A 23993-nucleotide genomic window follows, 5' to 3' on the forward strand; every position below is an offset into this window, starting at 1 on the left:
GCAGCTAAAGTGCTGCCCTAAAAGCTTTATCACTACAGCACCCAGATATTTATTTATGATATGGGTGATTATTTAAAATGGTCCACGCCCGGTACAACTGCTCAATGAGTACAATTCGAACCAAAGGGTGTGGCAGGGTCAGAGCCGACAAAGACCATCGCGCATCAGCACGGCGCAAGCATTCCGCTGACAAGCCATCTGGACCGCCGATAAGCAAGCTGTAATTATCGCCTTCCATTCGCCAATCGGCCAATTTATCCGCAAGCTGCTCGGTGCTCCAGGGCTTACCTTTGACATCCAAAGCGATGACCTTATCCCCGTCGGGAATGGCGGCCAGCATGGCCTCACTTTCTTTCGCGATAGCCTTTTCGATAGAGGCATTTTTGCCGCGCGGCCCCAGAGGCAGTTCCACTACCTCGACCGGGAAATCGCGTGGCAATCGCTTTGAGTAATCTTTAAAGCCGGTCTCAACCCAGGCCGGCATTTTGGTGCCGACTGCAATGATTCGAGTTCGCATAATTAAATTAGTTCAGATCGCCGTCGTCACTCTCTTCCTGGCGACCGGCCGGCTCCATTGACCAGAGCTTTTCCAAATCATAAAAGCGTCGACTTTGCTCCAGCATCACGTGCACAACGATAGCGCCCAGATCAACCAGTACCCACTCGCCGCTTTCCATACCCTCGACACCCAGGGGTTGCTCCCCCGCCGCCTTCACGTCGAGCACGACATTATTCGCCAGGGATTTTACATGACGACTGGATGTGCCAGTTACGATCACCAGCGTATCCATTACATCGCTCAGTTCAGCGACGTCCAAACTTACAATATCCTGCCCTTTGACATCTTCCAGGGCATTGATGACAACTTGATTCAGATCCAAAAAACCAACCTCTTTGTGTTAAGGAGCACAGTATAAACCATGCGTATCAATATATTTCGCCACTGCTTCCGGTAAATGAGCCACCTCCAGGGGAGGAGCACCATCGGATAGCTGTTGGCGTATGTGAGTCGAGGAAATATCCATCAGGGGAGCCTCCAACTCAAACCAGCGGCCATTGCTGTGTTGTAAAAGTTCTTCTTTGTTCTCGCAGCGACGCTGCAATAACTGTGTTTTTAAAACCTCAGGCAGCGCGTCCTTTGTCTCTTTTGTGGCGTCCTGCGCCAGAGCATTGCCCCAGGCCCAGCCCGGGCGGGCAAACACCACAAGATTGGCCAGCTCGAACAATTCCGGCCACGCCTTCCATCGGTGAAGCTGCAACAATGAGTCCAGCCCCATGCAGAAACACAGGCAACAGTGGTGCCCATATGAACGTCGCCAATCACGCAAGGTATCCACCGTATAAGACGGGCCCTCCCGCTCCAACTCTCGCGTATCTATGGTTAATTCAGGATAGTCCTGAATAGCCAGACGGGCCATTTCAGCCCGCTCGATACTGCTCGCTCCCGCTCCATTTTTCAGGGGTTGGCGATGGGCTGGCAGCAAAGCCATCTGCTCCAGCGCCAATGCCCGGCGAACTTCTTCGGCGAGCGTCACATGCCCCTGATGAATCGGGTCAAAGCTCCCGCCGAGCAAGCCGTAGGCCGGCAATTTAGTCTCGGATATGGCCATCGCCAAACACAATCCATTTTTGCGAGGTCAGCCCTTGCAGGCCAACTGGACCTCTGGCGTGAATCTTATCGGTGGAAATACCGATTTCAGCGCCCAGGCCATACTCGAAACCATCGGCAAACCGGGTGGATGCATTGGCCATTACCGATGCCGAATCCACCTGAGCCAGAAAACGCCGTACACGGCTGTAATCTTCGGAAACAATACTTTCAGTGTGCCCGGAGCTGTGCGCTGCGATGTGATCCATGGCGTCGGACATATTCGCCACCAGCTTCACCGCCAGGATCGGCGCCAGATATTCCGTATCCCAATCAGCATCTTCTGCTGGCTTGAGACGCTCCGGATCGGAACAAACATCTTTCAAACTGGCATAAGATTTCTCGCAAGCGCGAAGCTGCACGCCTTTCTGCCAATACACTTCGGCCAGCGCCTTCAAAAACTCCTCCTTCAGCGACTCATGCAACAACAGAGTCTCCATTGCATTGCAAACACCATAGCGGTGGGTTTTTGCGTTGATGGCAATAGCCTTTGCCTTCTCCAGATCCGCCTTGTCATCCACATACACATGGCAAATGCCATCGAGATGCTTGATTACGCTCACCTTGGCTTCAGCACTGATTCGCTCAATCAGGCCCTTACCGCCACGCGGCACAATCACATCAACATACTCTGGCATAGTGATCATGGCGGAGACCGCTGCACGGTCTGTGGTTTCAATTACCTGAACCGCCTCTTCTGGCAAACCCGCTGATTTCAAACCGGCCGCAATACACTTTGCAATCGCCTGATTCGAGTGGAAAGCCTCTTTGCCGCCACGCAGAATCGTCGCGTTACCCGATTTCAAACACAGGCTCGCCGCATCGATGGTCACATTGGGCCTGGACTCATAAATAATCCCCACAACACCCAGAGGGACTCGCATTTTCCCCACCTGAATGCCACTCGGGCGATAGCTCATGTCGCTAATCTCTCCACAGGGATCAGCCAGAGCGGAGATTTGCTCCAGCCCCTCGACCATCTGCTCGATGGTTTGCTCACGGATCGCCAAACGATCCAGAAGCGCCTCGTCCAGGCCATTTTCACGGCCAGCACTCATGTCCAAGGCATTGGCAGCCAATATCTGTTCTTGGCACGCTTTCAACTCATCGGCAATCGCCAATAGTGCTTTGTTCTTTTGCCCGCTATCCGCCGCGGCCAAAAGCCGGGAGGCCGCCCGGGCGTTTTGCCCGATCTCGCGCATATAGTTTTCAATGTTCATAGTATTGCTAAATGCCAGGTCAAATTGCTTTAGGCCCATGATCTTGGGCTTATCGTTTCTTGTGTTTATCTGGCTGTGTTTCTGCCAGTACTGCTTCTCTTCTGTGCGTCTGCCGCGCCTCAATACCGATCTCAAATAGATAAGCCCCCGAAATACCCTCCAGGGCATCCAATGGATTTTTCACTCAAGATCAGGAGAACTGGGCATTATAGCGCTTTTCGAGCCCACTGACTGCGCTCTGGACCCGCGAATTAACCCTCTGGAGCAAATAATTGGCCACAAGGTTTCAGCCAAGGTTCAGGCAAGCGCTTTTAGCCTCAAGATTTGATCGGGCTGATCAAGCAGCGCAGGTTTGCACGGTGCTCAGATGCCGGCCTTTGACCAGATTCGAGAGAAGCTTACGGTGAACGCACTTGCACAAAACAATACGCTGCCGCCACTGCTCGATACAGGACACACATAACGGGCCGACATTTCAGATATTCCAGTGTAAAATACCACGGCTTCGTGGTGACAAACGTCAAGCATGAAGAATGACGCCAACAACACTGACTGATTACCCCGCAATACAGCGACGCTCAGGGAAGGCAGATTTAAATCTACGGGAAACGCACTGTTCTAAAAACAACAAAAAGGCCATGGCCGAAAGGCTCTAACCGGATAACACTACATGACGACGCATCGACTCATTATAAGCCTGCTCTGCGCTTTTCTAGCGGCTACCGCTACGGTCAGCATGAACGTACTGGGAGAGAATAAAACGAATGCGAACAGCCCCGACGTCAACAGTACCCCGCCCACTCAAAGCCGAATCATTTACCAATTAGCCAAAGCAGGCAGCAAAGACGACGGCAAAGCCAGTCCCGCCGGCCAAGCCAAGGCTGCCCAGAAAGCACTCAAGAAATCCAAGGGAAAAGTTCTCAAAGTTCAACGCGGAGAGGGCGGTTACACTGTTAAAGTACTTACCGGGTCTGGTAAAGTTCAACAAATCTGGATTGCAGACTAGAATAACAGCATAAGCACTGTCGGCTATGGCACCCTAGCTGATGAAAATAGCCCTGGGATTAAATAATTACGAGACCTCCTATGCGTTTACTTGTTGTGGAAGATGAGCCTCATATTCGTGAGCAAATTTGTACCCAATTAAAATCAGCTGGCTATGTAAGTGATGCCTGTGGCGATGGCCGCGAAGCGATTTTTCTGGGCACTGAACACCCCTACGACCTCGCGATTATCGATCTCGGCCTCCCCGAAGTCGACGGTCTGGAAGTGGTTAAGCAATTGCGCGCCGAAGGCCAGAAATACCCGATCCTGATTCTCACGGCTCGCGGTAACTGGCAGGATAAAGTGGAAGGCCTGGAAGCCGGTGCTGACGACTACGTGGTAAAGCCTTTCCAAAACGAAGAATTGCTTGCGCGTATTAACGCTTTGCTACGTCGCGCCGCCGGTCACGCCAGCCCAAGCCTGGATTATGGCCCACTGGTGATCAACACCGCGGCGAAAACCGTCAGCCGCGATGGTGTGAAACTGGAACTGACCAGTTTCGAATACAACACTTTGGAATATCTCGCCCTGAACGCCGGCAAGCTGGTGTCAAAAACCGAGCTTACTGAGCACCTCTACGATCAGGATTTTGATCGCGACAGCAATGTGATCGAGGTGTTTATTGGCCGCCTTCGCAAAAAAATCGATCCGAACAGCGATTTAAAACCCATCGATACGGTTCGCGGGCAAGGCTATCGATTCGCTTTGGAAACCCAGAGCTAAGGCCTATCCGACTTGCGACTCTTCCGCTCACTCGCTTCGCGCTTTACGCTGGCCTCACTGCTGGTACTGCCAGCAGTGCTTGGTCTGAGCGGCTATATGCTGGATCAGGCCTTTCAGCGCAGCCTGACCTCCGCAGAAAAGAATCGCCTGAGCAGTCAGATGTATATGCTGCTCGGGTCTATCGATATCAGTGATGGACAACCCAAACTTTCCCAGGAACTCCACGACCCGGGTTTCAGCCGCCCAGGCTCCGGGCTTTATGCCTGGATCTTTACGCCGGAAGGTATGCAATGGCAGTCCCCCTCGGTACTCTTCCCCACGCCATCGGATTTAAAACCGGAACGCATTAATGCCGGCAAGGAACACTTTCAGGATCGGATTGGCGATCTGGGGCGCGTCTTCAGTTTAAGCTTTGATGTGGAATGGGAAAGCAGCGACGGCAATCTACCGGTGCGCCTGATCATCTGGCATGACAGCACAGTCTGGGATGCTGAACTGCGCAGCTACCGCCAGCAATTGGGACAATGGCTTGGCAGCCTCGGAGTTTTTATCATTCTCGCCCAACTGCTGATTATGCGTTGGGGCCTACAACCCCTGAAGCGCTTGAAATCCGACATCGATAAATTGCGCGAGTCACCAGACGAGCAATTGCCGGGCAACTACCCCTCTGAGATTATTCCGGTAACCCAAAGTCTCAATCAGGTACTCGCCAATCAGACCCAGCAAAGTGAGCGCTATAAAAATACACTCAACGATTTGGCGCACAGCCTGAAAACCCCACTGGCCGTAATTTCCGGTTTCGCCCAGCAAGACCCGGAACTGGAAAAGAAACTGGCCGACCCTCTGCGCCGCATGGATGAAATTGTCAGCCACCAGCTGAGTCGCGCCAGCCTCGGCGCCAAAGTGAATATCAATCGCAGCATCAATCTGCGCCAGTTGTGTAAGCGCCTCATCGCCGCCCTCGGGAAGGTGTATGATCGCGATGAAAAAGATTTTTCCCTGTTAATTCCTGCCGACTGCCTGATACAAGGTGAAGAAGCTGATTTTATGGAATTGATGGGCAACCTGCTCGACAATGCCTGCAAATACGGCCGCCGCCAGGTTTTTGTGGATGCCGAAGAAATGGATGGCCAGTGGGTTATTCGAGTTGAAGACGATGGCCCCGGCGTAGCGGGCAATCAACGCCAGAGTATTTTGACCCGAGGCCAAAGAGCCGACACCGCAAATAAAGGCCAAGGTATCGGCCTCGCCGTGGCAATTGATATCGTCAGTGCTTACAGCGGCAGCGTTGAAGTTGGCCGCTCCCCCATTTTAGGCGGCGCTTCCTTTATTCTGACACTTCCTGTTCAGCGTTAGCGTTTTCTTTCGGCTTCGACGACAGCGACAAAAACAGCGACTGCAATTCAGACTGATTGGTCACTATCCAGCAGAATACCGGAACCAGTACCGGCAACATCAGCGTCGCCAATTGAAAACCCAACGCAATAAAGTCTCTTGATGCATACCAATAGCGATTGGCCTCCATAAAGGCCGCACCAAGACCAACCATCACTGATTTTGCGCACAGGAAAACAATACTGAGGGTGATTACTGAATACAGAATCACAAATGAAATGGCGATGTTTTTTTGGGGCTTCCAATTCCACAGTGCTGCTTGCAGAGCAAAATAAAAGGGTACCGAATAGCTCAACACTCGCACATTGGATTCGAACGCCAGGGCATAACCCGCCGCCCGGGCCGGCACCAAACGCCCCTGAACTTCTCCCCAATTACTGACGATCTGCAATGTGCCATCGGCCAGCTTCAGACTGTTTACCGAATCCGGCAGCAAGCCGCTCAGAATCGCTTCGGCGATATCCGCTGCGGGTTGCAGCCACCAATCGCCAATAAACCACCACAGAGCAAAACAGGGAATCATCGCCAGAATAATACGGACAAAAAAAGCACCCGGCCCAATGTCGACTGCCTGCTTAATCATGCGGCCGCCTCGCCAGCCGGCGCATCATCATCAACAGGGCGATTGATCACCCGCAGCCAGACCAAAAACACCGCCAGTACATCCACCATGATCAATACGGGCCACAAATACAAATGCGCCCACTCGAACACCTGCATGTTCCACTGCCCCAAATAAAACAGACTGATAATCCGCAGGATGTTCGCGGCCTGAATGGCAAAAAAACCAATCACAACCACCGCAACTTTCTGTTTCAGGGTCGCAGGAAAAGCCACAGCGGCGGCAATCAACATAATCGTTGCTTCCACCCCATTACAACCCGGCTCGATGGACACCGCGAAGCCATTTGCCGAGCTTTGCAGAATTTTCCCATAGGCGAGCACATCCCCGTCAAAGGGCGTGATAATGGCAACGCAAACTTTGGCAATAAACGCCGTGAAAGGGAGAATCACATTTTCCTGAACAGGCCCCAGCATCTCGAGACCAAACAATACGACGAGTACGGCAAAAAACCAGGCACTGTAGCGCAGCATCTACTTTCCTTTGATGACGTTGGCTCGGCCCGCTTAAGCTTCAGGGCCGAGAGGTTTAAAGACCAGCAGTAGTTTTGGCAGCAGCACCAAAGAAGCCAAAGTTGCCGCTATCATTGAGCCGCCCGTCAACAAGCCAAAGTAGATCGAAGGAATAAACTCCGAGAGCGCCAAGACAGAGAAGCCAACAATAATCGTAATCGCAGTATAGTACAGCGCGCGACCAATCGTCCCGTGCGAGCGATGCATCGTAGCCACATAATTGCCGTCTTTAGCAAATTCCCGCTTGAAGCAAGTGATGTAGTGAATCTCGTGATCCACTGCGATCCCCACTGTGATGGCGGCAATCGTAATGGTCATCATATCCAGAGGGATACCTGCCAGCCCCATTCCGCCCAACACCATAAACGCCGCCAGCATATTGGGCACGATGGCCACTAACGCTAATGAAAGTGAGCGGAACAGAACCACAAACATAATCATAATGGCGATAAACACCGCGCCCAGCGTCATGATTTGAGAATCAAACAAGCTGTTGAGCATATTGTTGTACAGCACCAGCATACCGCTGAAATGAATCTGTTCCGGTTCAAAACCCAGCTCATTAATCGCATGGTCCCGAATTTTGTTCATGATCGTCATGCGATCGAGATCGGGGCTGGTCTCCACCAGGCGCATCGCGATGCGAGTTTGTTCCTGCTCGATGGCCAGATAAGGTTTGACCAAAACATCGTTGATGCTGTCAGGCAGCGCCTGGCGAAGAATGGCCAGCTCAAAGTCGCTCAAGCTGCCGCCATTTACGTCCTTGGCAACCTTGTAGGCAATGGCCAGCGATTGCACCTTGCCAACTTCCGGCAGGGACTCCAGATAATCGTGAAGCCCTTCAACCTTACTCAAACCGGCGGTAGTAAACCAGTAAACGGATTCTGATTCGCCTGACTCATCGGCAAATAGATCATCGCCAAATTCGTCACCGAACTCATCCGCAAACTCATCGTCTTCTTCCGCAGAGGACTCAGTGGCAACTTCCGACTCGGGAACCACATCAATGATCAGCTCCAGCGGCATAGTGCCACCCAAACGTCGATCGATGGCTTCCATTCCCTGATAGATTTCGGTGTCTTTATGGAAGTAATCGATAAAGCGGTTGTCGACCTTCAGAAGAGTTAAGCCATAAGCTGAAACCGCCGCCGCGACAAGCGACAACACAATCACCAACGTACCTCGCTGTTCCGCAAAGCGCGAAAAGCGCAGCGTAAACGCTTTGGATTGATCGCCATTGTCTTTCGGATCGCCCAGCGGCCAAACCATTAAACCGGCCGGCAACAAAACAAAAGCGATGCAGAACCCTACGGCCAGTCCCATGGTCATCATCCAACCAAAGTCGATCACCGGGCGAATACCACTGACCACCAGAGAAGCAAAAGCAACCACCGTGGTTAATGCCGTAAACAGGCAGGGGCGCAACATGTAGTGGACCATGTCCATCACCAGCTGATCTTTGCTCCAATGCGGATGTTCGCCATAGGACTCACGGAATCGAACCACCAGATGAATGGTGATCGCCAGCGTAGTAATCAACAACAACGCCACAAAGTTGGAAGAGATCACCGTCAGACGCCAATCCAGCCAGCTCAACATGCCCAGCATCAACACAGCCGTAATCAAACAGGTCGACAGAGGCAGAATAATAAAACGCCATTGTCGGAAAATGACCGCCAACAACAGAATAATAAACAGCACAATACCTATGCCGAACACCACCAGATCACTTTGAATAAAGTCGATCATGTCGGCGGTAATCATGGTCACGCCACCAACAAACATTTCGGCGCGATCAGAATAGGAAGCAACGATCTCACGCACCTCAGCCACACGGGCTTTGTCTCTGATCGCGGCCTCGGTGCGATACGCCAGAAACTCAGCGCTGACTCGCTCATACTCAAGTTGCTGCTCAGGGCTGAGGGCATTCTTTTTGAACAGCGAGCGGAGTTCATCGCGCTGCTTCACCAGCTTGAGATAGGTGTTATCAACTTTCAGATTTGCCAGAACGGCGGTTGTGCGACCATCGGGGCTCAGCAACATATCCCGGTATATCGGGCTCTGCCAGAATTCCTGTTTGGCCAGTTCGCGATCAACCCCTTCGCTCATCAAGGTGCGAGGCTCTGCGCTGAGATCTGTCAGGCTTAGCTTGGGGCTGTACAACAGCGGCACGTCCAACATGCCCAATACAGAGTCCACGCCCTCGACCTTTGCGAGGTCATCAGACAGGCTACGCAGATCCTCGATCGCTTCATCAGAGAATAAATCCTCATTGGGGCGATAAGTCACCACCAGGAAATCGCCACTTTGATAGCGACCAAAGATCTCGCGAAAGTAATCCAGGTCTTTGTCGTTTTCCAGGGTTAGAGATTCGGACGAAGCATCCAGCTTGAAATTTGGCAATCCAGCGGCAGCCGCAATCGTTAATGCCAACACCAATAACAGGCTAAACCAAGGGCGCTGAATAACAATTCCTTGGTAGAACGCCGCTAAACCTCTTAGCATGATAAACCCTAATAAACCTTAACCATTTACATGAGCCTTCCCTGTGGAGGCTACTCTCATTACAAAAGGCGAATAATATCCTATCGGGACAGTAATAACCTGAAAAAGCCTGAAATTGACTGAACTTTACACCTGTAAAAACAGCAACTTAGCTTACGTCATTATGCTTATACTAGACGATTACAGGGCCTTACTCGCGTATACTGCCGCTCTTTGAACACAGCTTGCCGCGAGGGTTCCAGACCAAGGCTCTGGGACCAGAAAAAGCCCAGGCTCTACTAAAACACTAGACGACTTTATGGACACACGCATGCAAAACGCCGTAATTCTTGACGCCGACAGTTTAGGGCCAAGTGATCTGGACCTCAGCCCCCTGCTCGACCAAGTCGAGCATTGGCAGATACACGGCAGTACCCACCCGGAAGAGCGAATAGAACGCTGCCGGAATGCCGAGCTGATTGTGAGCAACAAAGTGATCATCGACGCCGAACTACTCGATGCCTGCCCCAATATCAAACTGGTGTTGATTGCTGCCACCGGCAGCAATAATGTTGATCTGAAAGCTGCTGCGGCCAAAGGCGTGACCGTATGCAATGTGGCCGGCTACGGCACTGCCAGTGTCGCTCAACACTGCTGGGCCATGATTCTCAATTTGGCTACACAACTGCAACGCTACGATCAAGCAGCAAAAAACGGTCAGTGGAGCAAAAGCCCGTTCTTCTGCCTCTTGGATTACCCCATTGTTGAATTACAAGGTAAAACCCTCGGCCTTATTGGGCACGGCAGCATCGGCCAGGCCGTAGCCAATATTGCCGAGGCCTTTGGCATGGAGGTATTGATTGCGGCTCGCAAAGGGCAAGACCCAACCTCCGGAGATACAAGCCGAACCGCGTTCCCGGAGTTGATCGAACAGAGTGACGTAATCAGCCTGCACTGCCCACTGACCGCCGAAACAGAAAATCTGATTGCTGAAACTGAACTGCGCGCCATGAAAAACGGCGCCCTGCTGATCAACGTTTCTCGCGGTGGACTGATCGATGAAACCGCACTGAAAACTGCTCTCCAGGAAGGCTGGATTGCGGGCGCGGCACTGGACACCCTACGCCAGGAACCTCCAGCGGAGGATCACCCATTGCTGGCCTTACAGAATCAGAACCTTGTTTTAAGCCCTCACTCAGCCTGGGGCAGCCGCGAAGCCAGACAGCGCCTGGTGAATATCATGGCAGAAAATCTGGGGGGCTTTCTAAAAGGCACACCGCAAAACCGACTTTGTTGAGCAGTGGCTGGCCACCCAAAGTCAAGAAGCCCGCGCTGGCTCACTCGCCCCAGCGCGGCATAATATCCTGCTCAATGCCCAATTGATCGAGAATTCTCGCAACCACAAAATCGATCAAATCTTCGATGGAATTCGGAGAGTGATAGAACCCCGGGCTGGCAGGCATGACGATAGCCCCGAGCTGAGTCAGCTTTAGCATATTCTCCAAGTGAATCGCGGAATACGGCATTTCCCTGGGCACCAGCAAGAGCGGCTTGCGCTCTTTCAGCACCACATCCGCCGCGCGCTCAATTAAATTGTTGCTCGCTCCGCAAGCAATGGCCGATAACGTTCCGCCACTGGCCGGACAGATCACCATTGGCGCACAACGGCTGGAGCCCGATGCCACCGGTGAAAACCAATCTTCGCGACTGTAAAAACGCAAACGCTCGGCATCCACGTTATAGTGCTCACAAAACCAACTACCCCAAGCCGTTTCATCTTCCGGCAACTGCCATTCGGTTTCTGTGTTGATCACCACTGCGGCGGCGCGAGATACCATCAAATTTACCTGGCAACCCGCTGCCAGCAGACACTGCAATAAACGCAACGCATATTGCGCACCGGAACCACCGGTGATGGCCAAGCTGATTGTTTGCATCTTAATGCTCCTCGCTTTCGCGCAATCTTTCCAGCAAACGCTGGTGAATACCGGCAAAGCCACCGTTACTCATAATAACCACCTGGTCTTCCGGCTGAACCTTGGCCAGCAGTGCTTCCAACAGTTCATCCACTGATTCCGAAACGGTCAACACTTCGGCCAGATCGCCGGCGTAATCCTGCAAACGCCAATCGAGCCCCTCAGGTTGCAAGCAAAACACAAGGTCGGCTTCCGCGCAGGCATCAAACAGAGTGTCTTTGTGCACCCCCAGCTTCATGGTGTTCGAACGAGGCTCAAGAACCGCCACAATGCGCTTACTCTGAACCTTATTGCGCAGCCCTTCCAGGGTTGTCGCAATGGCCGTCGGGTGATGGGCAAAATCGTCATACACTGTTACCCCACTCACTTCGCCCAGGTTTTCCAGACGACGCTTCACACCCTGGAAATGCCCGAGAGCCTCGGCGGCATGCGCCACTTCCACACCAACATGGCGTGCAGCCGCTATGGCCGCCATGCCATTGGCGACATTGTGCTGACCATTTAACGCCCAATGAATACGCGCTTGCTGGCCATTTGGATCTTGCACCACAAACTCCGAGCCATCCGCATTGGCTTCCAGCAGTTGCCAATCGCCCCCGAGACTTTGCGTTTGGCTCCAGCACCCCTTGGCAAGAACCTCATCAATGGCCGGAACATGACTCGGGTAAATCACTTGCCCAACACTCGGAACGGTTCGAACCACATGGTGAAATTGCTTTTGAATATCGGCAAGGCTATCGAAGATATCCGCATGATCGAATTCGAGGTTGTTGATCACCAGCGTCTGCGGGCGATAGTGAACAAACTTGGAACGCTTGTCGAAGAAAGCACTGTCGTACTCATCGGCCTCAATCACAAAGAAATCCGATTCCCCCAGTCGAGCCGAAACCGGAAAATTACCGGGCACACCACCAATCAGAAAACCCGGTGACATACCAGCATATTCCAGAATCCAGGCCAGCATGGAACTGGTGGTCGTCTTGCCATGTGTCCCGGCCACCGCCAACACCCAGCGACTCTGTAAAACGTGGTCGCATAACCACTGTGGCCCGGAGCAATACGGCATTCGTTTGTCGAGCACATACTCCACAGCCGGATTCCCTCGCGACATGGCATTGCCAATAATGACCAAGTCCGGCTCAGGACTCAGGGCTTCAGAGCTGTAACCTTCGTGCAGAGCAATACCTGCCTGTTCCAACTGGGTGCTCATGGGCGGATAAACATTGGCATCGCTGCCACTGACTTGATGACCAAGTGCTTTTGCCAACTGCGCCAAACTTCCCATAAAGGTGCCACAGATGCCTAGAAAATGGATATGCATAACTTCCTCATAGTTCTCCCCTGGAATGGCCGTCAAACTCACCGCAAAACACCCCACAAAAGGGGGATCTCCGAGCGCGGTAATGGCGCTCATAATCGATGCAATTGTGATCAGTTTACAGTATGATGCGCGCCTCTGAGCACGCTGACAGAGCGGGCCAGTTCCACAGGACGATGTATCTGCTCCATATTTTTCACTAAAAACGAGTTTGAGAGAAGCTAATGGCTAAAAAGAATGCCTTTTATGCCCAATCTGGCGGTGTTACCGCCGTTATTAACGCCAGTGCTTGCGGGGTAATTGAAACTGCCCGTGCCAGCAAAAAAATTGGAAAGGTGTACGCTGGACATAATGGAATTATTGGAGCCCTGCGCGAAGAACTCATCGATACCAGCAAGGAAAGTGCAAAAAACATCGCCGCCTTGCGTCACACGCCTTCTGGCGCTTTCGGCTCCTGTCGCTACAAGCTGAAGAGCATTGAAGAGAATCGCGCTGAATACGAGCGTCTGATCGAAGTCTTCAAAGCGCATAATATTGGCTACTTCTTTTACAACGGTGGTGGCGATTCCGCCGACACGTGTCTGAAAATCTCTCAGCTGTCCCAGACCATGGGCTACCCGATTCAAGCCATCCATGTTCCTAAAACCGTGGACAATGATCTGCCGATCACCGACAACTGCCCGGGCTTTGGCTCCGTGGCCAAATACGTTTCTGTTTCCATTAAAGAAGCCGGCCTGGACATCGCCTCTATGTGCGAAAGCTCCACCAAGGTTTTCATAATGGAAGTTATGGGTCGTCACGCGGGCTGGATTGCCGCCGCAGGTGGACTGGCCGCGCAGGAAGAAGGCGACGCACCTCACATTATCCTGTTTCCTGAAATCGCGTTTAATAAAGAGAAATTCCTGAAGCGTGTGAAACAGTGCGTTAAAAAATACGGTTTCTGCGCCATCGTCGCCTCGGAAGGCGCACAGTATAAAGACGGCACCTTCCTGGCCGATGCTGGCACCACTGACGCCTTTGGCCACAAACAACTGGGCGGCGTAGCCCCAACACTGGCCAATATGGTGAAAGATGAGCTGGGCTATAAATATCACTGGGCTCTTGCCGATTACCTGCAACGCGCCGCTCGCCATATCGCATCCGCAACCGACGTTGAGCAAGCGTACGCGGTAGGCCAAGCTGCAGTAGAAATGGCCATTGACGGCAAGAACGCCGTCATGCCCGCCATTGTTCGCGGCAAGGGTAAAAAATACACCTGGAGCATTAGCGAAGCACCTCTGGACCAAGTCGCCAACGTCGAAAAAATGATGCCCCGCAATTACATCAGCAAAGATGGCTTCGGCATCAGCGAAGCCGGACGCGATTACCTGCTGCCCTTGATTCAAGGCGAAGACTTCCCACCCTTTAAAAATGGCCTGCCGCAATACGCCAAACTGAAAAAAGTGATGGTCGAGAAAAAGCTGAAAAAGAAGTTTAAGGTCTAAGTCCGACTTCTGTTTTAGAGGTAGTGCATAAAAGCAGGCATGGGCTTTATATAGAGCCCATGCTGTAAAGTTTTGAGAACAACCTTCTGTATATGGGGGTTGTTTTGACTAACAATCAGGAGACTTACAATGTGCCACCCACTCTTCTATCGATGCGTACACCGCAGCACTATTTAAACAGATTACCCTGACGGCCTAAGAGGCATACTTGGCTCAAACAAACCAAGGGAGAATGGAAATTTATCAACCCTAACATTTTACTTTCTGAAACAATCGTTTATGTCTCACCTTCCTACTCAGCCACTAATTACCCCCTTATAAAAAGTACTGTCAATTTACAATAACGACACAGCACAGGTCTACTACGCGCACATTAGGGGTTAGTTACCCGACGCTATAAATGAGTGATCACCATTACTAATCATAGATTTAAAACTATCAACAAAATGATTTAACTCCGCCTTACCAAACATCAACTTCGAGGAAAAACACATTATTTCTTCAGGGTCGCAACCAGCGTATGGATGGTTTTTGAGCGTTATATGTAAACGATATATTCCTCCACAGCCAACTTCTGTAAATTTAAGGCCCAAATTAACATGCCTCAATTTACTGCCAGGCCCGTAATATCCACCTTCTATAACAACAGGGAAATCCCTATTTTCGAGTTTGCCAACAAAACCAAATAAATCTCTGCCATTAAACCAACCCTCCCCATAACCTGAAAATCCATCTATATCAGCATAAGCTTTTAGACAACAAGTCGAATCTGAATCGTAAGCTATTGATAGTTCAACACACCTAGTTTCAGCATCAAATAGTCCCTGAGCTAACAATTCGGCTACTTCCTCCTTTTCTCCAATCAGAGGTAACACTTCGCTTTTCGCCACCAGGCTGTCAAACAGCTCAATTATCTTTACTTTGTTTAAGCTGGATCGATACAACAACTTCCTCTCAGTTAAACTTAACACCCGACACAGCTAAAAGTGCTGCGCACCAGCTTTTTTCAAAATTTGCATAAGAAAGAACAACGGAATTTTTTCCTTAGGTGTCGAGCGTTAACTACAACCAGTTTGAACTTCCATTTCATGACTACTTAAACCGACAGAGTGCGCAATCATCTCATCCCCCGACAACCACCACTCCTTTGTTACCCAGGCCTGGCCATATTCATCCACTTCGTATACCTCTAAAACTTCCCCAATCATTGACATGACCTCGGACAATGAGGTTTTTTCCAAGTGTCCAAAATCAGCAGGATCCAACGAAATCACCTTCACATAGAAGCCCACTTCGATATTTATTCCATTTCTGTCGGTTACAGTCATAGGTAAAAATCAATTTAAGTTAACATCTAAAAGCATCCACATCACATCCACATCGCAACAACAAACTAAAATAATGCAGCATGATGTTTCATGACAGCATCCCGAGATTACGCACTAAAAGCGATTATCAACTACTCTATTATACATTGGATTGCACATACATTAATTTAACAAGCTCTTTAGCGGTACTAGCAGATGGCAGCACTAATTCAGCCAGATTGATTCCGTACTCCATTTCATCTTCGCCATCCAATGAAGAATATGAAACAAACTCATCTTCAAGTAGCCATTCTTTGGCAGCATTAGGGCTTGAAAACCTGTGGAGAACACCGTCCATGTCCAGAACTTCTGCTTCACCATACGACGTCACTCTTAACCTTGCCCAATTTAAGTCCGGAAAGGAGCTAGACATCAACCACCAACTTTCTTCGCTCACTTCTTTATTCATCTTACCCCCTTGCTAATCGACAACCTCGCCCCACACTCAATTAAACCCTATGGCAGATTTTTAAAGTTCTAGCTATTCGCAATCACTTACCTCCTTCATGAGACCAAATGGATACAGCTAAATTTTTACCTATATCCATTAGAAAAAGAATCCACAAAAAACCAACTGTAACGATTAAAAAACTCAAAGCTACAACAACAATTACGGGAAAACAAAGTGTGCGGATTTAGCTGGCCCGTATAAGTACTTCCATATAGCTCATCGGTCAGTGAATGGAGTTAACTATGAATAAGTTAAAGGAAACGCTTTAAAAAGTGAAGCCCTAGCCGTTTAACTCTATTACCAATGGCGACAACTCCCTATTGTCTAGCGGCCGTCCAATGCCCCTTATTGACGACAAATAAGATTTACACACTTCGCAAGAAAACATGAGTCAAAAAAATACCCTATAGATTTGAGCCTATAGGGTATTTTTAACTCTGTCAGAAGAAACATGCAAATTCTCATATGCCCCCTCAGTCGCCTTTTACCAATCTACTTCGATTGCGTTTTCCATCTATTCCAATTTGGGTTTGTCGACTTTCTCGCCTTTTTCCGCTGGCCCCCAAATGGCTTCCAAACGTGCATCACGTCCGCAGCGATAGCGGTAATAGTGATAGCGTACGGGATTCTTTTGATAATAGTTCTGATGATAATCTTCCGCATCATAAAATGTACTCGCCGCGGTAATTTCAACCTCAACTTTTTCGCCAGCGTCCAGGGCACCTTTAAGCTCACCCTGCTTCAGAGCATTCAAACTCTCGATGGCACTTTTTTCCTGTGCTGCACTGTGAAAGAAAATGCCCGGGCGGTACTGACTGCCCTTATCACAGAACTGACCTTTACCATCAAAAGGATCGACGTTTCGCCAAAACACCTGCAGCAGTTCCTCAAAGCTGACCTTGCCTGGGTCGTATTTAATTTCCACGGCTTCTGTGTGGCCAGTCTTTCCTCCAGAAATCTGACGATAAGTCGGATTCACCTTATGACCGCCGATATACCCTGAAACAGTGCTGTGTACCCCCTCAATCTGGTCAAAGGGTTTTTCCATACACCAAAAGCACCCGCCAGCAAACGTGGCTGTCGCCAGTTCCTCAGCGGCGGCCCCCATTGCACCCAGCACCGTTGCCACTCCAAAGCAGGCGGAAACCGCCCATCTCTTGAGTCCCGCGCGTTTTGTCATATCACTACCGTTTATCGTCATTCCATCCCCCATTTACTAATAGCCCTTTCAATGATGTATTGCGCCTTGATTCAGGACACCCTGATATAGACATAGCCGCAATGTACCTGCTTCCAGGCGCTTTGTTATCCAGAATTTCTCACATCTTTATTTTCGGCCTCGCCAAGACCCTATCTCGAGTGATTAAACCTTAATCTATATAGCCACAGCCCGCGCAGGACGTATATAATTCGCCCCCAACTTATGTACCGCCCCAGCGTTTCGGGGCCAAACCAACCAGTAGAGTAGCATCATGAGCTTCGACAAGATCCCAGCTGGCAACGATTTGCCTAACGACATCAATGTAGTCATCGAGATCCCTGCTAACGCAGATCCTATTAAATACGAGATTGAAAAAGACGCTGACGCCGTTTATGTCGACCGCTTTGTTGCGACCCCGATGTTCTACCCAGCCAACTACGGCTATATTCCAGCAACTCTGTCTGAAGATGGTGACCCGCTGGATGTATTGGTTGTTAGCCCTTATCCGGTCATGCCTGGTGCCGTTATCCGCAGCCGCCCGATTGGTGTTTTGAACATGACCGACGAATCCGGTCCTGACGCCAAGTTGCTGGCCGTACCACACAGCAAGCTGACTAAACTGTACGACGACGTAAACGAAATTGCTGACCTGCCTGAGTTGCTGATCAAGCAAATCGAACACTACTTCGAGAACTACAAAGCCCTTGAGCCAGAGAAGTGGGTAAAAGTTGACGGTTGGGACAACGCGGACGCAGCACGCAAGGAAATCATGGAATCTCGCGAGCGCCACTTGCAGGAAGAGAAGTAAATTTTTGCTTTAAGCTCAGTAACTTAGTTTCAAAGCCGCTCGATTTGTATAAACATTCAGCGGCCTTGAAAAAAAATGAGTGAATTGGAAAAAAAAGCTTTTCAAAAGCCATCATTGTGGTAATATGCGCGCCGCTGTCGACGAAGACAGACGCAAATCCGGCATAGCTCAGCGGTAGAGCAGTAGACTGTTAATCTATTGGTCCCTGGTTCGATCCCAGGTGCCGGAGCCATACAAGCCCAAACGGGCAACGAAAAAAGGCCATCTCAGGATGGCCTTTTTTTATGTTTGTCATTCAGGGAAACACCCGCCAGGGGTACGGATGGATCAACGCTCCATCAGCTGAATATCCGAGAGATCAAAATTCAGAGGTGCCGCCTCAATCTTCTTTTCACCAAGATCAGAACCCACCGGCGCCAAATCAATATCCGGGGCGTCGACTTCTGGAACCGGCAACGGCTTATGGGCCTCATCCAGAAGGTCCTCTCCAGGCTCAGCAAGACTGATGCCACTCAAATCCACGCCTATTGGCGGAACCTCTTTTTTCATTTCCTCCGCGTCCAGCAGATTGCCTTGCATGGGACGGAGATCTGTTTCGACCGGCTGGATATCCGGAACAGGTTCATCCTCCCGGTACTGATCGGCCAACAGAATGCTGCCTACCGGCGCTAACACCAAACCCTCTTCTTCCGGCTCAGATTCTTCGACCACCGGCACAGGAATGTTTTTGGGTGCAAAAGCGGCAGCACCACTGGCCCCCTGCATATCACCGGCAGCCGCCTGCTCAGCCAATCGTTCAGCCAATGGCTTTTTCTTTTTGGCTGTCGCCTGCTCAATGGGCGTCGCAGTTGCTTTGTTGATAGCCTGTATCTCAACTTGCGCACCAGCTTGCTGCAAGGCTTCGGTATAGCGATCCGCTTCAGCTTTGGGAAGGCTCTTTTTGATTACCACCGGGCGGCCTGAAAACAGGCGTTCCAGCTGGGCGTCATTCACCTTAAAGAGTTTTCCAAGGCGCAACTTAACATCGGCGATTTTATGCCCAAGCACAATATCTCCACGGAATACCAAGTTGTATCGTTCGTTTGCCATAAACACCCTGGGACAAAGCCCTTTTCTAACAAGCTTTATACTGCTCTTAAAATATAAGCTAGATCTTATTCAGCAAAAGCGCAATAAATTGCGCTTTATCGTCGGCATCCAGACTCAATCGCAACAATCATCCAATTGCTGATCCATGTCCAGAGCGGGGCGCCCGGATGACGCTCCTACAGGTTTAGCGGGTACACCCGCCACTGTGGTGTGCGCCGGCACAGAAGACAAAACCACACTGCCCGCCCCGATTTTAGCCTGTCGCCCAATGCAAATGTTACCCAAAACCTTGGCACCCGCACTGATCAACACACCCTCGCAAACGGTCGGGTGGCGCTTACCCCCCTCACAGCCGGAACCGCCCAATGTCACCGAATGCAACATGGACACATCGTTGTGAATGACCGCAGTTTCACCGATAACAACGCCCGTCGCATGGTCGATCATTATGCCCTTACCCAGGCTGGCCGCAGGATGAATATCGACACCGAATTCCTGAGAAATTTGATTTTGGAAGTACAAAGCCAGGGTTTTGCGCTCTTGTCGCCAGAGATAATTGGCCACTCGATAGGATTGCACGGCCTGAAAGCCCTTGAAGTACAAGAAAGGCATCAGATATTGATCGCAGGCGGGATCACGTTCGTAATAGGCTTTCATATCGGCAATCGCTGCCGAGATCATCCGGGGCTCTTCGCAATAAGCCCCAGCAATCACTTCACGCAACATCATTGCCGGTACCGCGTGGGAATCCAGCTTATTGGCAAGGTGGAAACTCAATGACGCCGGTAAATCTCGATGATTCAGTACCGCGCCATGGTAGTAACTTGCCAGGCAGGGCTCCGTAGCGCTGGCCGCCTGGGCTTCATTTAATAATTGGGACCAAATTTGGCTCGCTTCGGCCGTCGCCTCTGCTGTCATCAAATCACCATCCTCATCAGTCATCTAAATCATTACATCATCTTTAATAGGGCGGGGAGTTGCGCCATTTGGCAAAATGGGTAAACCCTATCGTGCGCCAGCAAAGCCTTGTCTCTCAGCCCTTCTTCCTGTGGATCGTAAAAGAACACCGGCATTTCAGCCGCCAGCGCCGCTTCCACCCCGGCCTGGGAATCTTCGATCACCACGCAGCGCTCCGGAGCAACAGCTTCCTGTTCGGCCGCATAAAGAAAGATATCGGGAGCTGGCTTGCCGTTGACCACATCGACAGCACTGTAGATACGACCTTCAAAGTGCTCCCACAGGCCCACTTTGCCAAGGGTAACCCGCATTTTTGAATGGCTACCTCCAGAGGCTATGCAAGTACGCCAGCCATCACGCTCAACACCACTAATGGCATGCTCTATCCCGGAAATTGCCTTCAGCTCACTTTCAAATCGCGCGAAGGTTTCGGCTTGCATACCCCGAAGAAAGTGTTCCGGGATAGGCCCACCCAGCATTTCCACCAGTTCCTTCATACAGGTTTTCATCGAATAGCCCTTAAACCGGGCAAAACACTCTTCGGGCGTGACATTCAGGTCCAGGCCCTGTAGATGCTCAGCAAAAACCTGAGCCGCAATAATCTCACTGTCGACAATGACACCATCACAATCAAATATCACCAGCATAAAAAGATCCGAATTCTCCGTTTGAAGCACCTGCAGAAAAGCCCATGAAGGCACAGGCGCCAAGCCGTGACACCTCAGTCATCCCATGCAAATATCAGCGGCAGGATAAAATTTGCGCTCTGGGGCACAGGATGTATTATAAGGCTTAGCTTTCTCCATTAAGACCCGCTGGGTTATTAACAATAAATATAACGAAAATGGGAATCTAGCCTTATGTCCGACCGCGATAGTGAGCTACTTCAGCTCAAAAATCTAGGGATTGCTACGGTCAACATCCTCAACGCCATTGGCGTGCACTCACGAAATGAGCTGCAGGCGATGGGGCCTGTGCAAGCCTACGTGCGCATAAAACAACGTGGAATACACGTTTCCAAAGTCATGCTTTACGCTCTCCAGGGGGCTTTAGACGACAGACACTGGAACGAACTCAGTCAAGAAGCCAAAGATCAGTTGGTCCAGGAAGCGGATAACTTTTGCTTGGAAGAAGATACGCCCCACTGACGCCTCGCTTTCTCTGTCAGAATCAACGCACCGCCTTGGGTTTCAGGCGGTACCGTTTTACACGCCTTGTTCACACGCCTAGACCACATACCGTATCCACGCCTCTCAACACCGTGCCTTTTTTGCTGGTTTCGCTCACATCAGTTTGCTCCAGATCAATTTAATAAAAATAATTCTTATTTGCAGTTGACAAAGAAGTGATAATCATTATTATTAGCACTGTTGAACGGCGACGTTCAACACGAAGCGGCTTTTCGAGTCACTTCTCCTTATCAGGCTAATCACGGTTGTCGGCTACCTTCGGGTAGCCGTTTTTTTATGTGTTACAGTTCGGCTTTTGAGCGCGATTATGAGCTGGCACCCTCTCCCCTTTAATCCCGAAACCCTTGATGAAGGTGACTGCAAAGGCTTTGAGCTGGCCGGCGCGCCCTATTTTCTAGTGAAGAAGTTCGGGCAACTGTATGCCTATCATAATCGCTGCCCCCATCAGCAAATCAATCTGGAATGGAAAGCTGATACCTTTCTGGATGTCGACAAGAGTCTGATTCAATGCGCCAGCCACGGTGCACTGTTTACCATTAAGGATGGCCGATGTGTTGCCGGCCCCTGTACAGGCCAACAATTGCAAGCACTGACGCTGCGAAAGCAAGATCAACAGTGGCAAGCCTGCGTCGAAAGTGGATAAAGCAATAATAGGCGACTTTGTAAGCAAAAATGAGTATTTACCCAAATGCAATCATCGCCCTACAATAATCATTAACGCCAAGGCTCAGCTATAGAGTTTCAACCATTGAGCTTCAACATTTCACCCAGGATGGGTAACGCAGCAGGAGTCAAGGATGCCACAGCATGCACAGAATCCAAGTCCTTCAAGTTTTATCGGACAAGTTCGCTTACAGCTGAAACAGGAGCTGGAAGAGCGCTTTTGTTCCTTTCTTTATCGTGGCAGACCACCCGCTCCAGCTAAAAGCAATGTCTGGATCGAAGAAAGTAATCGTGATTTGCATCTGCTATTGCGTTCCAACAAAGCACGCAAAACCTACGAGCCTTTGTGGCCCAAAGTCCTTTTTCAATTGGAACGTTTGAGTTTTGCAGAGCGTGTGGAAAGCCTAAACCGCTGCCTTGATGAAGATATCCTACCCTACAATCCCAACTGCAAAGTAACGCCGCTCGGGGCAAACCGGCTGAGCGCAAACAGTATTGACCTTCATGCCAGCAAATTACTGTTACCCGCCTTGAAGACCAGCTTTCAAACAAGCCGAAGTATTGCACCCGAACTGCATCAGCAACACTGGTTATATTTAAATTTTGCAATCAGTATCGGTCGCCACTTGGCCACCCACAAGCTGGGGGAAAGCCACACACTGTGCACGATACTCTGCATGAAACTGGCCGGCGTGATCAGTTGCTTTCGATTTTTGCACGCCTCCCTGGGACGCCGCCCGGATCAGGCGGATGCAATTGAATGGCTGGCCTATGATTGTCTTGAACAAAACGCTGCCGAGCTATCCCATAAGTTCGCAAAAGACTGGCAATTGCAACCGACGGTTATCGACGCACTGATTCCCAACAAAACGAGCCACAAAGATCCACTACTGGAAAAAACATTAGAGGAATGTTTGATTGCCAGCTATAGCTGCCTGCTGTTCAATCAGGGACTCCTCGAACAGAAGGAAGCCCAACACATCCTCACCCAATGGCAACTTCCCCTGCAATTACTGATTCAGTTCAAGCCTAAAAACTAGGGGTTTGTGAACAAATTGTTCTCAGGCTTAACGAGACCTTGGTAGCGACTCAGCGCTCAGTTTAATTTCATTGTCAGAGAATACGGCCTTGTAAGCGATCAGCTCAACGCCTGCTTGCAGCGCCTCTTCCAAGGCCGCTGCATAATCTGGATCAATATCAGCCGCGACATCAAAACATTTGGCGGCACTGTGCTGGACACAAAAAAACAGAATGGCCCTGGCTCCGCCTTCAACCAGCCCCTTAAGCTCTAACACGTGTTCGCGACCGCGCTTGGTCACCGCATCGGGAAACTCAGCCAAACCCGGCTCCCGCATCAAGGTCATGCTTTTGACCTCGAGATAACAAGGACGCGGATCATCTGGATTACCTTCCAAGAGAAAATCCAAACGCTTGCCGCCAGGCAACTTCACCTCTCGACGAAATTCACCATAGGCTGCCAATTCCTGAACCATACCAGCATTCAGGGCCTCCTCTAGAAGCCCATTGGCTGCGGCGCTGTTCACACCGATAAGATCACCCTGCTCATTCTCGGAAATCTCCCAGGTATGCGGGTATTTGCGCTTAGGGTTGTCAGAAGTGGAGTACCAAACCCGACGACCTTCCATCATACAATGCTTCATGGAACCCGTATTTGGGCAGTGAATGGTTAATTCTTCGCCACTTGGGCCGATAACATCAGCAAGAAAGCGTTTATAACGGCGAATTAGCTGCCCCTGGATCAGCGGCGGAGAAAACAACATAAATAACACTCTATAGTTTAGGCTGTAGATAGTTTAACGTTGTTGTCATAGGGCTCATAA

The 23993-nt window shown here is 50.5% G+C and carries 26 protein-coding genes and 1 tRNA gene; 10 read left to right on the plus strand and 17 right to left on the minus strand.

What is annotated here, in order from left to right; translation table 11 throughout:
• Positions 1–49: 49 nt before the first annotated feature.
• The 4 genes from rlmH to G8768_RS16045 are packed head-to-tail and all read right to left on the minus strand — an operon-like array spanning position 50 to position 2868.
• Complete coding sequence (rlmH, locus tag G8768_RS16030; RefSeq protein ID WP_166843234.1) at positions 50–517, minus strand: 23S rRNA (pseudouridine(1915)-N(3))-methyltransferase RlmH; 468 nt, start codon at positions 515–517, stop codon at positions 50–52.
• Positions 518–524: 7 nt separating this feature from the next.
• Positions 525–881 (minus strand): ribosome silencing factor, encoded by a 357-nt coding sequence (gene rsfS, locus G8768_RS16035; protein ID WP_166843233.1) that lies wholly within the window; start codon positions 879–881, stop codon positions 525–527.
• Between the two features lie 18 nt (positions 882–899).
• Positions 900–1610 (minus strand): nicotinate-nucleotide adenylyltransferase, encoded by a 711-nt coding sequence (gene nadD / locus G8768_RS16040; RefSeq protein ID WP_166843232.1) that lies wholly within the window; start codon positions 1608–1610, stop codon positions 900–902.
• The gene (locus G8768_RS16045) at positions 1591–2868 is read right to left on the minus strand and encodes a glutamate-5-semialdehyde dehydrogenase (protein WP_166843231.1); all 1278 of its coding nucleotides are present in this window, start codon (positions 2866–2868) and stop codon (positions 1591–1593) included. The genes nadD and G8768_RS16045 overlap by 20 nt, the downstream gene beginning before the upstream one ends.
• Positions 2869–3538: 670 nt before the next feature.
• On the opposite strand from G8768_RS16045, the gene G8768_RS16050 reads away from it, so the two are divergent.
• The 3 genes from G8768_RS16050 to G8768_RS16060 all read left to right on the plus strand — a co-directional run bounded on the left by G8768_RS16050 (position 3539) and on the right by G8768_RS16060 (position 5991).
• Complete coding sequence (locus G8768_RS16050) at positions 3539–3874, plus strand: hypothetical protein (RefSeq protein ID WP_166843230.1); 336 nt, start codon at positions 3539–3541, stop codon at positions 3872–3874.
• Positions 3875–3954: 80 nt separating this feature from the next.
• Positions 3955–4635: a response regulator transcription factor gene (locus G8768_RS16055; RefSeq protein ID WP_166843229.1), complete on the plus strand. Its 681-nt coding sequence runs from the start codon at positions 3955–3957 to the stop codon at positions 4633–4635.
• A gap of 12 nt (positions 4636–4647) precedes the next feature.
• Positions 4648–5991, plus strand: coding sequence for an ATP-binding protein (locus G8768_RS16060; RefSeq protein WP_166843228.1), 1344 nt, complete (start codon positions 4648–4650; stop codon positions 5989–5991).
• Here the strand turns inward: G8768_RS16060 and G8768_RS16065 are convergent.
• Genes G8768_RS16065 through G8768_RS16075 form a run of 3 tightly spaced genes read right to left on the minus strand, consistent with a single transcriptional unit; the run spans position 5963 to position 9669 of the window.
• Positions 5963–6613 (minus strand): exosortase H-associated membrane protein, encoded by a 651-nt coding sequence (locus G8768_RS16065; RefSeq protein WP_166843227.1) that lies wholly within the window; start codon positions 6611–6613, stop codon positions 5963–5965. The two genes, G8768_RS16060 and G8768_RS16065, sit on opposite strands and share 29 nt — an antisense overlap.
• On the minus strand, positions 6610–7125 hold the full coding sequence (gene xrtH / locus G8768_RS16070; protein WP_166843226.1) for an exosortase H: 516 nt from the start codon (positions 7123–7125) through the stop codon (positions 6610–6612). Before xrtH ends, G8768_RS16065 begins: the two co-directional genes overlap by 4 nt.
• A 33-nt stretch (positions 7126–7158) precedes the next feature.
• Positions 7159–9669 (minus strand): efflux RND transporter permease subunit, encoded by a 2511-nt coding sequence (locus G8768_RS16075; RefSeq protein ID WP_166843225.1) that lies wholly within the window; start codon positions 9667–9669, stop codon positions 7159–7161.
• A 310-nt stretch (positions 9670–9979) separates the two neighbouring features.
• On the opposite strand from G8768_RS16075, the gene G8768_RS16080 reads away from it, so the two are divergent.
• On the plus strand, positions 9980–10945 hold the full coding sequence (locus G8768_RS16080) for a D-2-hydroxyacid dehydrogenase (protein ID WP_208020192.1): 966 nt from the start codon (positions 9980–9982) through the stop codon (positions 10943–10945).
• Positions 10946–10985: 40 nt separating this feature from the next.
• Here the strand turns inward: G8768_RS16080 and G8768_RS16085 are convergent, their stop codons facing one another.
• Positions 10986–11585 (minus strand): flavin prenyltransferase UbiX, encoded by a 600-nt coding sequence (locus tag G8768_RS16085; protein WP_166843223.1) that lies wholly within the window; start codon positions 11583–11585, stop codon positions 10986–10988.
• Position 11586: 1 nt separating this feature from the next.
• Positions 11587–12945 carry a UDP-N-acetylmuramate:L-alanyl-gamma-D-glutamyl-meso-diaminopimelate ligase gene (gene mpl / locus G8768_RS16090; RefSeq protein WP_166843256.1) on the minus strand — a complete coding sequence of 453 codons (1359 nt, stop codon included), beginning with the start codon at positions 12943–12945 and terminating at the stop codon, positions 11587–11589.
• A 221-nt stretch (positions 12946–13166) separates the two neighbouring features.
• On the opposite strand from mpl, the gene G8768_RS16095 reads away from it, so the two are divergent.
• A complete protein-coding gene (locus tag G8768_RS16095) occupies positions 13167–14426 on the plus strand; it encodes a 6-phosphofructokinase (protein WP_166843222.1) in 1260 nt (419 codons plus the stop codon).
• A 380-nt stretch (positions 14427–14806) separates the two neighbouring features.
• On the opposite strand, the gene G8768_RS16100 is transcribed toward G8768_RS16095, so the two are convergent.
• The 4 genes from G8768_RS16100 to msrA all read right to left on the minus strand — a co-directional run bounded on the left by G8768_RS16100 (position 14807) and on the right by msrA (position 17445).
• Positions 14807–15373 (minus strand): hypothetical protein, encoded by a 567-nt coding sequence (locus tag G8768_RS16100; RefSeq protein WP_167202788.1) that lies wholly within the window; start codon positions 15371–15373, stop codon positions 14807–14809.
• 111 nt (positions 15374–15484) lie between these two features.
• Positions 15485–15754: a hypothetical protein gene (locus tag G8768_RS16105; protein WP_166843220.1), complete on the minus strand. Its 270-nt coding sequence runs from the start codon at positions 15752–15754 to the stop codon at positions 15485–15487.
• Positions 15755–15893: 139 nt separating this feature from the next.
• The gene (locus G8768_RS16110) at positions 15894–16202 is read right to left on the minus strand and encodes a hypothetical protein (protein WP_166843219.1); all 309 of its coding nucleotides are present in this window, start codon (positions 16200–16202) and stop codon (positions 15894–15896) included.
• Between the two features lie 556 nt (positions 16203–16758).
• Positions 16759–17445 (minus strand): peptide-methionine (S)-S-oxide reductase MsrA, encoded by a 687-nt coding sequence (msrA, locus tag G8768_RS16115; RefSeq protein WP_243749512.1) that lies wholly within the window; start codon positions 17443–17445, stop codon positions 16759–16761.
• A gap of 271 nt (positions 17446–17716) precedes the next feature.
• On the opposite strand from msrA, the gene ppa reads away from it, so the two are divergent.
• On the plus strand, positions 17717–18253 hold the full coding sequence (gene ppa / locus G8768_RS16120; protein WP_166843218.1) for an inorganic diphosphatase: 537 nt from the start codon (positions 17717–17719) through the stop codon (positions 18251–18253).
• 157 nt (positions 18254–18410) lie between these two features.
• Positions 18411–18485, plus strand: a tRNA-Asn gene (locus tag G8768_RS16125).
• Between the two features lie 95 nt (positions 18486–18580).
• On the opposite strand, the gene G8768_RS16130 is transcribed toward G8768_RS16125, so the two are convergent.
• The 3 genes from G8768_RS16130 to G8768_RS16140 form a co-directional block, all read right to left on the minus strand.
• The gene (locus tag G8768_RS16130) at positions 18581–19342 is read right to left on the minus strand and encodes a hypothetical protein (protein ID WP_166843217.1); all 762 of its coding nucleotides are present in this window, start codon (positions 19340–19342) and stop codon (positions 18581–18583) included.
• Positions 19343–19456: 114 nt separating this feature from the next.
• Complete coding sequence (gene cysE, locus G8768_RS16135) at positions 19457–20284, minus strand: serine O-acetyltransferase (RefSeq protein WP_243749513.1); 828 nt, start codon at positions 20282–20284, stop codon at positions 19457–19459.
• A gap of 8 nt (positions 20285–20292) precedes the next feature.
• Positions 20293–20946 carry an HAD family hydrolase gene (locus tag G8768_RS16140; RefSeq protein WP_166843216.1) on the minus strand — a complete coding sequence of 218 codons (654 nt, stop codon included), beginning with the start codon at positions 20944–20946 and terminating at the stop codon, positions 20293–20295.
• A gap of 213 nt (positions 20947–21159) precedes the next feature.
• Here G8768_RS16140 and G8768_RS16145 point away from each other — a divergent pair, with 213 nt between their 5' ends.
• From G8768_RS16145 to G8768_RS16155, 3 genes are all read left to right on the plus strand, one after another.
• Entirely contained in the window at positions 21160–21447 is a 288-nt protein-coding gene (locus G8768_RS16145) for a TfoX/Sxy family protein (RefSeq protein ID WP_166843215.1), read from the plus strand.
• A 349-nt stretch (positions 21448–21796) separates the two neighbouring features.
• The gene (locus G8768_RS16150; protein ID WP_166843214.1) at positions 21797–22132 is read left to right on the plus strand and encodes a Rieske (2Fe-2S) protein; all 336 of its coding nucleotides are present in this window, start codon (positions 21797–21799) and stop codon (positions 22130–22132) included.
• A gap of 154 nt (positions 22133–22286) precedes the next feature.
• Positions 22287–23192 (plus strand): hypothetical protein, encoded by a 906-nt coding sequence (locus tag G8768_RS16155; RefSeq protein ID WP_166843213.1) that lies wholly within the window; start codon positions 22287–22289, stop codon positions 23190–23192.
• A gap of 27 nt (positions 23193–23219) precedes the next feature.
• On the opposite strand, the gene sfsA is transcribed toward G8768_RS16155, so the two are convergent.
• Positions 23220–23933 carry a DNA/RNA nuclease SfsA gene (gene sfsA / locus G8768_RS16160; protein ID WP_166843212.1) on the minus strand — a complete coding sequence of 238 codons (714 nt, stop codon included), beginning with the start codon at positions 23931–23933 and terminating at the stop codon, positions 23220–23222.
• Positions 23934–23993 lie beyond the last annotated feature (60 nt).

The sequence above is a fragment of the Pseudoteredinibacter isoporae genome (genome assembly GCF_011602085.1).
Taxonomy (GTDB): Bacteria; Pseudomonadota; Gammaproteobacteria; order Pseudomonadales; family Cellvibrionaceae; genus Pseudoteredinibacter; species Pseudoteredinibacter isoporae.